Below are 14,064 nucleotides of genomic sequence, written 5' to 3'. Positions count from 1 at the left end.
GCCAGCAGATTAATTCCGTTGGTTATCCAATCAGCTGACTTGGATCACTAAATGAGAGCGTTCCCAGTTTGTTGGCGGAGTGCTATCACTTCAAGGCGGCTGCTTGTAATGCTTGATTTAGAGCCTTCGAGTGAATTATTTCAGTTAATTTGTATTCTGTTTCGAATTATGACGCTAGTTGGTTTTTCAGAATTCGCCAATCTTCTTCGAGGGTTTTTTGTACAAAATTGATGTATTGGAAAAGCGTATACAACAAATGATTATATCGGCGCCTCTAATAGCCGTTTTGTGCAAGTAAAAAGACTTAGGTTGGCGTTATCCAATAAACGTTATTACGCTTCAAGAGTTTAGTTGACTCTCGATATGTGACGATCTCGCGGCAGATGTCGCCCCCCGGAAAAATGGAGATGCAACGATGTCGCAATCACCGAACAAGCTTCGCCTGAGCGCATTGATCGCCTTGGTGGTGGGTTCGATGATCGGCGGCGGGATCTTTTCCCTGCCGCAAAACATGGCAGCCAGAGCCGATGCCGGGGCGATCCTGATCGGTTGGGCGATTACCGCCGTCGGCATGCTGACCCTGGCGTTCGTGTTCCAGACCCTGGCCAATCGCAAGCCGGAACTGGAGTCCGGCGTGTATGCCTATGCCAAGGCCGGGTTCGGCGACTACATGGGCTTCTCGTCCGCCTGGGGGTACTGGATCAGCGCCTGGCTGGGCAACGTCGGCTATTTCGTGCTGCTGTTCAGCACCCTTGGTTATTTCGTTCCGGTCTTTGGCGAAGGCAACACGCCGATCGCCATCGCCTGCGCTTCGGTGCTGCTCTGGACCGTGCATTTTGTGGTGATGCGCGGGATCAAGGAGGCGGCGTTCATCAACCAGGTGACCACCATAGCCAAGATCGTGCCGTTGATCATGTTCATCGTGATTGCCGCCGTAGCGTTCCAGGCGGACATCTTTACCCTCGATATCTGGGGGCGTAACAACCCGGAATTCGGCAGTGTGATGGATCAGGTTCGGCACATGATGCTGGTCACCGTGTTCGTGTTCATCGGTATCGAGGGGGCCAGTGTCTATTCGGCTCGGGCGGAGAAACGTTCCGACGTGGGCCGGGCGACGGTGATCGGGTTCATTGGGGTATTGGCACTGCTGGTGCTGGTGAACGTGCTGTCGCTGGGGATCATGACCCAGCCGGAGCTGGCGAAACTGCAGAACCCCTCGTTGGCGGCGGTGCTTGAGCATATCGTCGGCCCCTGGGGGGCACTGCTGATCAGCATCGGCCTGGCGATCTCGTTGTTGGGGGCGTTGCTGTCCTGGGCGCTGCTGTGCGCCGAAATCCTGTTCGCCACGGCGAAAGACAAGACCATGCCGGCATTCCTGACCAGGGAAAACGCCAACCGTGTGCCGGTCAATGCAATGTGGCTGACCAACTCGATGATCCAGTTGTTCCTGCTGATCACGCTGTTTTCCGCCGGCACCTACACCAGTCTGATTTACCTGGCGTCATCGATGATTCTGGTGCCGTACCTGTGGTCGGCGGCCTATGCGGTGTTGTTGTGCGTGCGCGGGGAAACCTACCAGCAGGCAAGCGCCGAGCGCAGCAAGGATTTGCTGGTTGGCGTCATCGCCTTGAGTTACGCGGTGTGGTTGCTGTACGCCGGTGGCCTGAAGTATTTGCTGCTGTCGGCGTTGCTGTATGCGCCGGGTGTGATCCTGTTTGCCAAGGCCCGCCATGAACAGGGCATGCCATTGTTCACGACGCTCGAGAAAGGCATTTTCACCGCGGTCATCGGCGGCGCCGGGCTGGCGGCTTATGGGTTGTATAGCGGGTTGCTGAGTCTGTGAAGCTGTTGCTGGCGTATCAACCACCCTATGACTGGCCGGCCATGCTGGGATTTTTGTCGGCACGGGCGATTGCAGGACTGGAAACGGTTGCCGACGGCGTCTACTCGCGCAGCATCGATCTGAAGGGGATGCACGGCAGCTTTTCTATCCGGCCTGCCAAGTCTGACGCCCTTGAGCTGACGCTGGACTTTCCCGAGCCGAGCGCCGTGCCCGACATCGTCGCAAGCGTGCGGCGGATGTTCGATCTCGATGCCGACCTCGCCACGATCCATCGGCATTTAACGCTTGATCCGTTGATGGCCTGGCTGATTACCGGGCGTCCCGGGTTGCGTGTACCGGGGGCGTGGGACGGGCTGGAACTGGCGATCCGCGCGGTGCTGGGGCAGCAGATTACGGTGGTCGCGGCGATTCGCCTGGCGGGGAAACTGGTGGCGCAATATGGCGTGCCACTGGGTAAGCCGTTAGCGGGTTTGAGTCATGTGTTCCCCACGGCGCAGGTGTTGGCGCAGGCCGATCTGGCTGCGTTGGGCATGCCGAAAAGCCGAGGCCGGACCTTGTCGGGTGTGGCTCAGGCATTGCTCGATGACCCGCGATTGTTCGAGCCCGGTCGGGAGGGGGGCGTAGCGCGGTTGCTGGCGTTGCACGGGATTGGTGACTGGACGGCGCAATACATTGCGTTGCGCCAGTTGCGGGAGATGGATGGATTTCCCAATGGCGATGTAGGGCTGGTCAATGCGTTGGCGGCACTGGAGGGTGGGCCGGTGACGGCCAGGCAGTTGCTGTTGCGGGCTGAAGGGTGGCGGCCTTATCGCGGGTATGCGGCGCAGGTGCTGTGGACTTCATTGAGTCGGGTGGACTGAGTTGATCCGGGTTTTTTGTTGCCTCTTCTGGCGTCATCGCGAGCAGGCTCGCTCCCACAGGGGGCCGCGATCACATGTGGGAGCGAGCCTGCTCGCGAAGGCGATCTGACAGTCACCACTGCGCGGGATGTGAACCCAGTTCCGTTGCCGGCAGCGCCCATTGCAACGGCGTCGCCGTGATCTTCAGCGGCACCTGCAACCGATGCGCCGGCCCCCAGGACGTTTGCTCCACCAGCGTCCCCAGATCCTGTTGATCTTCGCCACGCAACGACTCGTCCGGGCCGGGCCCATGCTCGATCAACAACTTCGCCGTGCGCGCCAACGACAATCGCGCCGAGCCACCTGTACCGTCGCTCAACCGTTGCGCCAACAACCTGATCGCACTGGCCGCCATCAAATACCCGGTGGCGTGATCGAGGGCTTGCACGGGGAGCGGTGTCGGCTTGTCGCTACTTTTCCAACGCATGCCGGCTTCGGCAATGCCACTGCTCATCTGTACCAGGCTGTCGAAGCCCCGGCGATTTTGCCAGGGGCCACTCCAGCCATAGGCGTTGAGGCAAACATCAATCAAGTCCGGGTTCAGTGACCGGCGTTGATTCGTGCCCAAGCCAAGTCGCTCCAGCGCATCGGCACGATAGCCGTGGAGCAGAATGTCGGTGTCCTTGAGCAGGGATTCGAATACGCCGCGGTCGGACTTGTCGCTCAGATCAAGACGCGCACAACGTTTTCCCAACGTGACTTCCGGCACCACCCCCGGCTCGCTCCAGGTCGGCGGATCGATGCGCAGGACATCGGCGCCCAGGCCTGCCAGAAAGCGGCTGGCGATGGGGCCTGCCAGTACCCGGGTCAAGTCCAGCACCTTGATGCCGGCCAGTGGTCGAGCCACTGAACCTGTCCACGGTTTGCTGCCTTGGCCGGGGTGGCTGGTGAGTTGAATCAAGGGCTCGGCATTGACCGCCTGGCCTTGAGGATGGACCTGCCATTGATCCCAGATGCGCATTTCGGCGGCACAACCACCGGCATCGACCACCGCCCGTTCCAGCTCGCTTTTCGCCCATTGCGCCACTTTGCCGGCCATCGCCGGGCGGTCGGCACAGGCACCGAGCACGCGTTCGGCAGCGGCGCGGTGATGGGGGGCGTTGGTGTGCAGGCGAATCCAGCCGTCGCGGGTGGCGTAGTCACCGGCCACCGCGTCCCACAGCGGCGGAACGGTCCAGCCTATGGGGCGAATCGAGGTCGCGAACCAGAAGGACGCCAGACGTCGGTCAACTTCAAGGTTTGGCAGGCGTCCGGTCTGTTGGTGCAGCAGTTCGCTGGCGGCCTGGCCGGCGGCGGCGATGCTCGCGCAAGCCAGTTCGGTGACGGCAAATGCCGAGGGCAGGGCGCCGCTGGACGTGAATGGAATCGGGGTGTGAGGCAAACCGAGTGCGGCTTGAATGGACGTGAGCAGACCAGTCATCGAAGGCCCTCCGGAGCGAGAGCGAGATCTTAGATCAAATCAGGTGACAAGCCAGGTGAAACCTGTGGGAGCGGGCTTGCTCGCGAAGACGGAGTGTCAGTCGACATCATTGTTGTCAGACACAACGCATTCGCGAGCAAGCCCGCTCCCACAGTTTCCGGTGGTGCTGCTTATACGCGGAACTGATCCATCAACTTCATCTGGTGGGTGGTCAGGGTGTTGAGCTGGCTGCTGATCTGCGCCGACTCGGTGGCCTGGCCGGTCAGGGTTTCGGTGACGGTGCGGATCGCCGAGACATTGCGGTTGACCTCTTCGGCGACGGCGCTTTGCTGCTCGGCGGCGCTGGCGATTTGCAGGTTCATGTCGCTGATCACGGTGACCGCGTCGCTGATTTTGCTCAGGGCCTGGACCGCCTGCTGGATCTGCCCGGCGTTGCTGTGGGCCTGGGTCTGGCTCGAGTGCATGGTGGCGACCACACCGCGGGTACCGGACTGGATGCGTTCGATCACCAGGCGAATTTCCTCCACCGAATCCTGGGTGCGTTTGGCCAGGTTGCGCACTTCATCGGCGACCACCGCAAAGCCGCGACCGCTTTCGCCGGCACGGGCCGCTTCAATCGCCGCGTTGAGGGCTAGCAGGTTGGTTTGCTCGGCGATGCTGCGGATCACTTCCAGCACCGAGCCGATCTGTTCGCTGTTCACCGCCAGGGCTTCGACTTCGGTCACGGCCTTGCTCACTTCGTCGGCCAGTTGATTGATGTCGCGGGTGCTGCGCTCGATGATGGACATGCCGTCGCGGGCCGACTGGTCGGCACCCTTGGCGGCGTTGGCCGCGTTCGAGGCGCTGTTGGCGACATCGTGGGCAGTGGCGCTCATTTCGTTGGACGCGGTGGCGACCTGGTCGATTTCGCGGAACTGCACCTGCATGCCTTCACTGGTCTGGCGGGCGATTTCCGAAGACTGATCGGCCGTGCCGCGGGCATCGGTGATGCTTTGCTTGATTTGCGCGATGGTCGGTTGCAGCTTGTCGAGGAAGCGGTTGAACCAGCTCACCAGTTCGCCCAGTTCGTCCTGCTTGCTGTAGTGCAGGCGCTGGGTCAGGTCACCGTCGCCACTGGCAATCGCCTTGAGCATTTGCGCCACGCTGTTGATCGGTCGGGTCACGCCGGACGCGGTGAGCCACATCAGCAGCAGGCCGATCACACCGGCAATCACCGCCACCGACAAGGCCTTGATCGTGCCGCTTTGCTGGGCATCGTCGAGTACCGCTTGCAGCTTCACCGAGTCGGCCAGCAGCACTTGTTTGGGCAAGTCGATCACCACGGCCCAGGCCTTGGCATCGGCAATCGGGCTGACCGGGTACACCGCACGGATCAGGTCGCCTTGCTGGAGAATCTTCGGCGCACCGCTGCCAAGCAGTTGCAGGATGTCCTTGCCGTCGGCACCCAGGGTGTCGCCGATGCTCTTGCCGACCTTACCGGCATCGACACTGTAGGCGGCCAGCACGCCAGTACCGGAAACGATGAGCATGTGCCCGGCGCTGTTGAACAGTTCACGCTGAGAGTCGACCGCCGCCGCTTGCAGGGCGTCGAGGGCGATGTCGATACCGACCACACCGATGGACTTGCCGTCCACCAGCAGCGGTACGGAAATGGTGGTCATCAACACCTCCTTGCCGCCGACAGTATCGGCGTAGGGGTCGAGCAGGCAGATGCGCTTGCTGTCCCGAGGGCAGGTGTACCAGACGTTGTACGGCGTGCCGCTGAGGTTCAGGGTGGTTTTGGTCATGTCCTCTTCGACCATGATCGTGTTCAGCGACTCACCCCCGGCACGGCTCCAGTAGGTGGCGAAACGCCCTATCTCGTTGGATTGACGGGCGGCGTCGTTGGCGAATTCGCTGTCCTTGCCGTCCAGGCCGTTGGGTTCGAATGCCAGCCAGATGCCCAGCACTTTGCCGTTGCGTTCGAAGGCGGTTTTCAGGCTCTGGTTCAACTCTTCACGCAAGGCGCCGGGCTCAAGGGAACGCTTGGCGGCCAGGTTGCGCATGTCCTGGATCTGGTCCGCCAGGGCGCTCACCACCGTCAGGGTTTCACCGAACGTCTTCTGCACCCGCACCGCCTGCTCGGCGGCCTTGGCCTGCAGCAGGTCCTGCACACTGGCGGTGAGCATTCTGCTGCTGGAATCGCTGACCAGATCATCGTTCTGATTGGTCTGGTAGATGTTCATGCCCACTATCAGGGCGACTACCCCCAGCAGGCACAGACCGGACAGCAGGACGATTTTCAGGCGGATGGACAGTGAGTCGAACATAGGGCGAACTCGCGAATGGATGAAGTGTTGGCTGTGAGCCGTTGCGGCTCACTCGCTAAATCCATTTAGCGCCGATCAATGCACATCGGCGTGAAGGCCAGGTTACATGAATGGGCAGCCGACGAACGGTAGTGGTTGAACGTTTGCGCAGAAAAATGTGCCGAAAACGGGTGTAAAAAGAGGAAAAAACGCGGGGCGAGTTCAGGAGGGTTGCGGCAGCGATTCCGGTCGTGACCAGATCCACAGGTTGCCCAGCCCCATCCCGGCAATCGCCAGGTAGATCGGCCAGCCGTGATCGAGCATCACCAACATGAGACCGGCGCATAACAGCATGCTGACGGTGGCGCTGACCTTGGCGCGGCGTGCGATGACTTTGCCGTTGCGCCAGTTATGGAGGATGGGGCCGAACAGCCGGTGGTTTTCCAGCCAGGCACTCAGGCGCGGCGAACTGCGGGTCGCGGCCCAGGCGGCCAGCAGGATGAACTCGGTGGTCGGCAGGCCGGGAATGACGATCGCGATCAGGCCGATGCCCAGGCTGACATAGGCCAGCAGGCCGAAGAGGAGGCGGGAGAGTTTTGAAGAGGTGGGCATGGGCTCAAGGCAGCATGTGAGGCGAATCGAAATCTTGCAGACTTGCTTCGTCCAATGTGGGAGCGAGCCTGCTCGCTCCCACAGGGGGTATCAGGCGACTTCTGGGGCGGTGGCGTAAGCCTGCTCCAGCAACACGGTGAAGCGGTTGAACGCGTCGAGGGCGCCTTTTTCTACTTCGGCTTCTTCCTGGGCGCTGAACTCAAGGCCGTCCAGGGTTTTGACGAAGCGCTTCCAGCCTTCCGCGCGGCCGCCGGCCGGTTCGCCGAGGTGACGGGCACCGAAGGTTTCGCTCAGGCCAAGGCCCACGGCACGCTTGATCAGGAACGCTGCGCCGAGCTTCGAACCTTCGGAGACGAAGATCCAGCCCAGGGCCTCGGCCTTGGTCGGGTTCTTCAGGGCACCGGCGACAGGTGCCGGTACGTCGGTGTCCAGGTCCGCCAGATCCGCCTTGGCCGCATCGGCGCGGCAGCGGGCCGGCAGGTCCGGGACGATGGCGGTCAGTTCGGCATCGTTGTACAGCGACACCAGTTCTGACTGGAACAGGTACTGCGCCACCACGAAGCGGGCGAAGCTGGTCTGGGTTTCAAACGGGGAGTGGGCCTTGACCAGGGCATCGAGCTTGCTGTGCGGCTCGTGGGTGATCTGGTTCAAACGCTGCGAACGCAGGTTGGGGCGTTGTTCGGTGGCCTGGGGAGTCATGGCAATTCCTTGAAAAAGAAGAGGCGCTTGGTAACGAGACGAACAGGAGGGCGCCTGACAGTAAAAAATCCTCGCCGGGCGGCTTGTTGAAAGCGCCCGGCGGGATGAGCGGATCAGATATCCCAGATCAGGTTGACCGCGAAGTTGCGACCCGGCTGAGTCAGGCGGTCGAGGTTGGCCGGTTGGGTAACCGAGGCTTCGCCGACACTGTCGTAACCGCGCACGTCATCCCACAGCCAGTACTTCTTGTCGGTCAGGTTGTAGACGCCGCCGCTGACGGTCACGTCGTCGGTCACCTTGTAGAACGCGCTCAGGTCCAGAATGCCGAAGCCCGGGGTCTTGAACTGGGAGCTGGTGCCGTCCGGGGTCTTGAAGGTGCTGCTGTCGACGCGGTCCTTCTTCTTCACCAGTGTCCAGTTGAGCACACCGCCGTAGGTGTCCTGCTCGTAGCCGAGGCCGAACACACCGGTCAGCGGGTTGACGCTGTTGAGCGGCTCGCCGCTGTCGTCGTTGCGACCGTAGGCATAGGCCACCGAGCCCTGGGTGTACAGGCCTTGCGGCGCGCCGAAGGCGTCGAGGTTCAGGCGTCCCTTGACCTCGGCACCCTTGATGGTGGCGTGCTTGATGTTGTTACTCTGGAACGTGGTCTCGGTGTAGCCGGGAGTGATGGCGTTCTCGTCGATGAAGTCGCGGTATTTGTTGTAGAACACGGCTACGTCAAACGAACCCTGTTCGAAGTTGCCGCGCAAACCCGTCTCGTAGCTTTTGCTCTTTTCCGGTTCGAGGTCCGGATTAGGCGCGACCCGATAGCCGCCGGCGAGGTTTTCGAAACGGCCATACAATGCCTTGGCGGTCGGGGTGCGGAAGCCTTCGGCGTATTGGCCGTACCAGGTGTAGTTATCGTTGAAGCTGTAGGTGGTGCCGAACTTCGGCGACAGGCGATGCCAGGTCTTGGTCTCGTCGCTCACCGTGCCGTTGCCGCTCTGGTCGGCGGTAGCCAGGAACTCTTCGGTGATGTGCGGCTTGAGTTGGGTGTAGTCGTAGCGTGCACCGGGTACGAAGGTCCAGTTGCCCCAACCGATCTGATCCTGGGCGAACAGGCTATAGCTGTTGACGGTCGGGTCCGGGAAGTCACTGGCCGGTGTCAGCGTGTCGGTGGCGCTAGGGGCACCGATGACCCGGCAGGCGCCGGCCACGGTCAGGCAAGTGCCGGTACCGGTACGCAGGCCGGTGATTTTGTCCTGCTTGATGGTGGTGCCATAGGTGACGAGGTGTTCGGTGTCGGCAATGGCAAACGACTTGTCGACCTGGGCATCGAATACCCATTGGCGATCCTTGTAAGTGGTATCGCGGTTACGCAGTACGGTCCGCGACGGCGCATAGATTTCTTCGGTGCTCTGGTCAGTCTTGGCGATCTGGTAGTTCAGCGTCCACTTGATGTTGTCAGCCAGTGCACTGTCCAGGCCGAAGCTGTGTTCCAGGCCAAAGCGTTCGCGGGTGATCGTGTCGTTGCCGGTGCGGGACTTGTAGAAGCCGAAACCGCGTCCGGCATTGAACGGGCCGCCCACCGCGCTCAATTGATTGGTGTCGCGGTCGTCCTTGTAGTGCTCGTAGGTCAGGCCCAGGCGCGCGTCGTCGGCGTAATCCCAGCCCAGTTTTGCCAGCACGCTGGTGGTGCGAGCGTCCTGGGGGTTGGCTTCAGTACGGTTCAGGCCAGTGCCGCCGGTTTCGCCATAGGACTCTGTTTCATGACCGTTGCGTTGACTGAAGTGCAACAGGCCATCGAACTCGCCGCTGCGGCCGGCGACGGTGCCGGACGTCAGCCAGCTTTCATCGGCGGAGCTGTAGCCGGTTTTCAGGCGTGCACCGACATCCTTGCCCGGTTTGATGATGTCGTCCGGGTCCAGCGTGTAGTAGCTGACCGCACCGCCAATGGCGTTGCTGCCATACAGCACCGACGCCGGGCCCCGGAGGATTTCCACGCGCTTGACGATTTCCGGGTCGACATAATTGCGGTTGGTCTGGGCATAGGGGCCGTTGAAGAAACCGTCGGGTACCTGCACCCCGTCGACCTGGGTCAGCACGCGATCGCCATCAATGCCGCGAATGTTGTAGCCGGTGATGCCGGCGCGCTGGCCTGCGCCGCCTACCGAAACACCGGGTTCGTAGCGCACCAGTTCCTTGATGGTATTGACGTTGTTGCGGTCCAGATCCTCGCGCGTGTAGACAGAGACCGTGCTCGGTACGCTGTTCACATCCTGCTCGTTACGGGTGGCGCTGATGGTGACCTGATCCAGATTGAGGGCACTGCTGCCACTGCGCTTTTCCAGCACGATGCTGTTATTCCCCAGTTTGCGATAGCTCAGGTTGGTCCCCACCAACAGGCGATCCAGGGCTTTCTCCGCCGACAGCGAACCACGGACGCCCGGCGAAGCCACACCTTGCGCCAACTCCGACGACACGCCGACCTGCCAGCCGGTCACTGCGGTAAAGGCATTGAGTGCCGATACCAGAGACTGTTGGGGAATGGCGAAGGCGTAGTCGCCCATTTTGCGAGTCGACGGCTCGGTGGCGGTGGCGGCCATGAGCGGTGCGGCACCGGCCATCAGGATGGCAGCGGTCAGCAGCGACAGCATGCGCGAAGGTGAAGTGGCTGGGCGGGTGAGGCGAGAGGACATCGATAGCGCTCCGTGTCGCACGAATCTTTATAGGTGCTGATTGGCATGGTTAGATGCGAATCAATTGCATTGGCTATAACGAGACGTACAGGGTTTGGCTATCGAGTAAAAATAATTCTCATTCAGTTCAAGATGACCAGCGCCGGGAATTCCTGGAGCCGTGCCGAGGTGATGTGGGCCAGGGAGCGAACCACATCCAGTGGCTGATCGAGGCGGAAGTTGCCGGTCACGGTGACATCGGCCAACTGTTCGTTGTTGTTGATGATCCAGCCCGGGTAGTAGCGGCGAAGTTCCGCCAGCACCTGGTTCAACGGGCAGTTTTCAAACACCAGTCGCCCCTGGACCCACGCCAGCTCGGTGGCGGCATCCAGCTTGGCCGGGCGGTCGAAGCCGTTGGGGCCGATGCGAATGCTCTCCCCGGCGGACAAGCGCACCCGCGCATCGTCACGGGTGGCGCGCAAGTCGACATCCCCGCGCTGCACCCGCACCTGTGCCACGCCGTCGAGGTAGCGCACGGCAAACGCGGTATCGCGAACGCTGGCCGTGACCGGGCCGGCGTCGATTTCCAGTGGCTGGTTGCGGTTGGCCTGCACTTCGAAAAACGCTTCACCCTGATACAGGCGGGCAACGCGTCGTTGGTCGTTGATGGTGCTTGAGAACGCCGAATTGGTATTGAGCAGGACTTTGGAGCCGTCCTCCAGTTGCAGACGCTGGCGCTCGCCGACCACGGTCAGGTGATCGGCCTGCAGGCGCATCGGCAAATTGCTGAAATTGAATAGGCCGAGCAGCAGCACGGCGGCGGTGGCCAGCGGTTTCCAGTGCGGACGCAGGCGGGCGAGGACCGTGACTTTCGCGGGACGGTCGGCCAGGCTTTGCGCGCATTGCGCCACGTGCGGGCCGTCCCAGATCGCCTGGGCCTTGGCGAACGCCTGGGCATTCAAAGGATCGGCGTCAAGCCACGCCTGGAATTGGCGGGTCTGCTCCGCGTCGGGACTGCCGAGCACGATCAGCCAGTCCAGGGCCTGGTCCATCGCACTTGCGGGATCCTGCGCCAGATAAGGCTCAGGGGAGCGGTGGTTGTCCGTCACGGTGTTTCCTCGGCAGTGTCTGTGCACGGCTGTTTTTTTAGTGAAGCGTAAAAGTGGGCCAAGGGTAGCAAAGCCCGATGATCAGCGCAGTCGGCCCAGGTAAGCGGGAGGTCCTGATGCTCAGTTGGCGCCCATGCGATCGGCGACACCGATGCAGATCGACATGATCAATTTGAGTTCTTTCTGCACGGTACTGAGGGATACGTTCAGCTCGTCGGCGATCTCCTGGTAGCTATGCCCGTGCAGGCGGCTGAGGATGAAAATCCGCTGTTGGCGGGCGCTGAGTTCACTGAGGCTCACGTTCAGGCGCTCCAGCAATTGTTCGGCGTGGGCGGCGTCTTCGGCACTGCTGGTGGGGGCGGCGACGCTTTGCACCACCTCCTGCGGTACGTCGTCGACCATGGTGCGCGAATGGATGCGCCGCGCGCGCAAATGGTCCAGCGCCAGGTTGCGCGCCGTCTGGAAGACAAAGGGCTCAAGATGATCGATGGCCCGTTCGCTCAATGCACGGGTCACCCGCAGGTAGGTTTCCTGCAAGAGGTCTTCAGCGGTGCTGTGATTGTTGACCATCCGCTCCAGCGTGCGCAGCAGGGAGGTGCGCTGGGCGAGGAAAACGTGGTTGAAGCGCGACTGACTCACGGGAGAACCTGATCCATTTCGAGCTAATGATAATGCTTATCATTAGCTCGAGTGGTCAAGTACTGATTTGTGAAGCTTTACGCGCGCCCCTGCAAATAGCTCGCGTAATCGGGAATCCGATGGGTATGCGCCTGATCCATCAACGGGCTGCCGAGCAGGTAGTCGGCGCTGCATTCGTTGCACGCCACCGGGATGTTCCACACGGCTGCGACCCGCAGCAATGCCTTGATATCCGGGTCGTGGGGTTGTGGCTCGAACGGGTCCCAGAAGAACACCAGCATGTCGACCCGCTGCTCGGCGATTTGCGCACCGAGCTGTTGATCGCCACCCAGCGGACCACTGATCATGCTCTCCACGGGCAGGTCGAGGCGTTGTTGCAACAACAACCCCGTGGTGCCGGTGGCGACCAGATCATGCCGGGCCAGTCCGTCTTTCTGCCGTTCGGCCCAGTCCAGCAAGAAAGCCTTGCAGTGGTCATGGGCGACCAGGGCAATACGTTTGCGCGCTGCCATGGTCTTTTGCGTAAAAGTAATGCCGATCATTGCATGCTGCTCCAGACGCCTGTGAGATGTTGCAAATCCCCGTGTAGGAGCTGCCGAAGGCTGCGATCTTTTGATCTTGATCTGCTGAAAATCAAGATCAAAAGATAGCAGCCTTCGGCAGCTCCTACAGGTGAATAGGCAGCGCTTTACTCAGCGTTGCACAGCGCCAGGCAGTTATCGAGCATGCGGTTGGAGAAGCCCCATTCGTTGTCGTACCAGGCCAACACCTTGAGCAACTTGCCGCTGGACTTGGTGTGGTTGGCGTCGAAGATCGACGACAGGGGATTGTGGTTGAAGTCGCTGGAGACCAGCGGCAGGGTGTTGTACCCAAGGATTTTCGAGTGCTGGCTGGCCTCTTTCATCAGCGCATTGACCTCATCGGCCGACGCTTCACGCTTGAGCTGCACGGTCAGGTCCACCAGCGACACATTGATCACCGGGACGCGCACCGACATGCCGGTCAATTTGCCCGCCAGTTCCGGCAGCACCAGGCCCACCGCTTCAGCAGCACCGGTCTTGCTCGGGATCATGTTCTGGGTGGCCGAACGGGCGCGGTACGGATCGACGTGATAGACGTCGGTCAGGTGCTGGTCGTTGGTGTAGGCATGAATGGTGGTCATCAGACCGCTTTCGATGCCCAGCTCGCGGTGCAGTACCTGGGCCACCGGGGCCAGGCAGTTGGTGGTGCACGATGCATTGGAGATGATCTGGTGCGATTGGCGCAGAATGTCGTGGTTGACCCCGTAAACGACGGTGGCATCGGCGCCTTTGGCCGGGGCCGAGATAATCACTTTGCGCGCGCCGGCCGTAATATGCGCGGCGGCTTTGGCCCGGTCGGTGAACAGGCCGGTGCATTCGAACACCACATCAATCTTTTCCGCAGCCCAGGGCAGATCGGCCGGGTTGCGGATGGCACTGACCGAAATGCGGTCGCCATTGACCGTCAGGCTCTCCTGGTCGTGCTGGATATCGGCATCGAACGTGCCGTGAACGGTGTCGTACTTGAGCAGGTGAGCATTGATCGCGCTGTCGCCCAGATCGTTGATGGCGACGATCTGCAGATCCTGACGGTAGCCCTGGGTATAGAGTGCGCGAAGGACATTACGGCCGATGCGGCCAAAACCATTGATTGCGATTCGAAGAGTCATAGTGCGGCGCTACCGTCGTTTTGTTGTTGGAATTACAAGATTATTCGCAAAAAAATAGAAAACAAGCCTTTTTGATGGCAATATTTTGTTCAATCTACAACGAGTGACCTGAATCAACTGGTCCAACCGATCAAGAAAACCGTCTGTCATCCCATCGACACCGGCCTTTGATCAGCATAGACAATCAGGTCGCCACATCCGTTAGCCT

At 60.9% G+C, this 14,064-nt stretch carries 11 protein-coding genes and 1 pseudogene; 2 read left to right on the top strand and 10 right to left on the bottom strand.

What is annotated here, in order from left to right:
• Positions 1 to 415: 415 nt before the first annotated feature.
• Complete coding sequence (arcD, locus tag KSS91_RS22880; protein WP_217836204.1) at positions 416 to 1,843, top strand: arginine-ornithine antiporter; 1,428 nt, start codon at positions 416 to 418, stop codon at positions 1,841 to 1,843.
• Complete coding sequence (locus tag KSS91_RS22875) at positions 1,840 to 2,703, top strand: DNA-3-methyladenine glycosylase family protein (RefSeq protein WP_217836203.1); 864 nt, start codon at positions 1,840 to 1,842, stop codon at positions 2,701 to 2,703. Before arcD ends, KSS91_RS22875 begins: the two co-directional genes overlap by 4 nt.
• 112 nt (positions 2,704 to 2,815) lie before the next feature.
• Here KSS91_RS22875 and KSS91_RS22870 read toward each other — a convergent pair whose 3' ends face one another.
• The 10 genes and pseudogenes from KSS91_RS22870 to gap form a co-directional block, all read right to left on the bottom strand.
• On the bottom strand, positions 2,816 to 4,162 hold the full coding sequence (locus tag KSS91_RS22870) for a CoA transferase (RefSeq protein ID WP_217836202.1): 1,347 nt from the start codon (positions 4,160 to 4,162) through the stop codon (positions 2,816 to 2,818).
• 170 nt (positions 4,163 to 4,332) lie between these two features.
• Positions 4,333 to 5,088 (bottom strand): methyl-accepting chemotaxis protein, encoded by a 756-nt coding sequence (locus tag KSS91_RS28870; RefSeq protein ID WP_376739137.1) that lies wholly within the window; start codon positions 5,086 to 5,088, stop codon positions 4,333 to 4,335.
• A gap of 102 nt (positions 5,089 to 5,190) precedes the next feature.
• Positions 5,191 to 6,207 (bottom strand): annotated as a pseudogene (locus KSS91_RS28865) (methyl-accepting chemotaxis protein); the annotation flags it as partial.
• A 465-nt stretch (positions 6,208 to 6,672) separates the two neighbouring features.
• Positions 6,673 to 7,062: a YbaN family protein gene (locus KSS91_RS22860; protein WP_015096582.1), complete on the bottom strand. Its 390-nt coding sequence runs from the start codon at positions 7,060 to 7,062 to the stop codon at positions 6,673 to 6,675.
• A gap of 90 nt (positions 7,063 to 7,152) precedes the next feature.
• Positions 7,153 to 7,761: a biliverdin-producing heme oxygenase gene (locus KSS91_RS22855; protein ID WP_217836200.1), complete on the bottom strand. Its 609-nt coding sequence runs from the start codon at positions 7,759 to 7,761 to the stop codon at positions 7,153 to 7,155.
• A 113-nt stretch (positions 7,762 to 7,874) separates the two neighbouring features.
• Positions 7,875 to 10,439 (bottom strand): TonB-dependent receptor, encoded by a 2,565-nt coding sequence (locus tag KSS91_RS22850; RefSeq protein ID WP_217836199.1) that lies wholly within the window; start codon positions 10,437 to 10,439, stop codon positions 7,875 to 7,877.
• Positions 10,440 to 10,561: 122 nt separating this feature from the next.
• Entirely contained in the window at positions 10,562 to 11,527 is a 966-nt protein-coding gene (locus tag KSS91_RS22845) for a FecR family protein (RefSeq protein ID WP_217836198.1), read from the bottom strand.
• Between the two features lie 120 nt (positions 11,528 to 11,647).
• Positions 11,648 to 12,166, bottom strand: a complete 519-nt coding sequence (locus KSS91_RS22840) for an RNA polymerase sigma factor (protein WP_015096578.1) — start codon at positions 12,164 to 12,166, stop codon at positions 11,648 to 11,650.
• 77 nt (positions 12,167 to 12,243) lie between these two features.
• Positions 12,244 to 12,708 (bottom strand): methylglyoxal synthase, encoded by a 465-nt coding sequence (locus KSS91_RS22835; protein ID WP_217836197.1) that lies wholly within the window; start codon positions 12,706 to 12,708, stop codon positions 12,244 to 12,246.
• Positions 12,709 to 12,854: 146 nt separating this feature from the next.
• A complete protein-coding gene (gene gap / locus KSS91_RS22830; RefSeq protein WP_126047235.1) occupies positions 12,855 to 13,856 on the bottom strand; it encodes a type I glyceraldehyde-3-phosphate dehydrogenase in 1,002 nt (333 codons plus the stop codon).
• Positions 13,857 to 14,064 lie beyond the last annotated feature (208 nt).

Origin of the sequence: Pseudomonas azerbaijanorientalis (assembly GCF_019139795.1) — a bacterium.
Taxonomy (GTDB): domain Bacteria; phylum Pseudomonadota; class Gammaproteobacteria; order Pseudomonadales; family Pseudomonadaceae; genus Aquipseudomonas; species Aquipseudomonas laurylsulfatiphila.
This window is presented reverse-complemented; position numbering and strand designations above follow the sequence as displayed.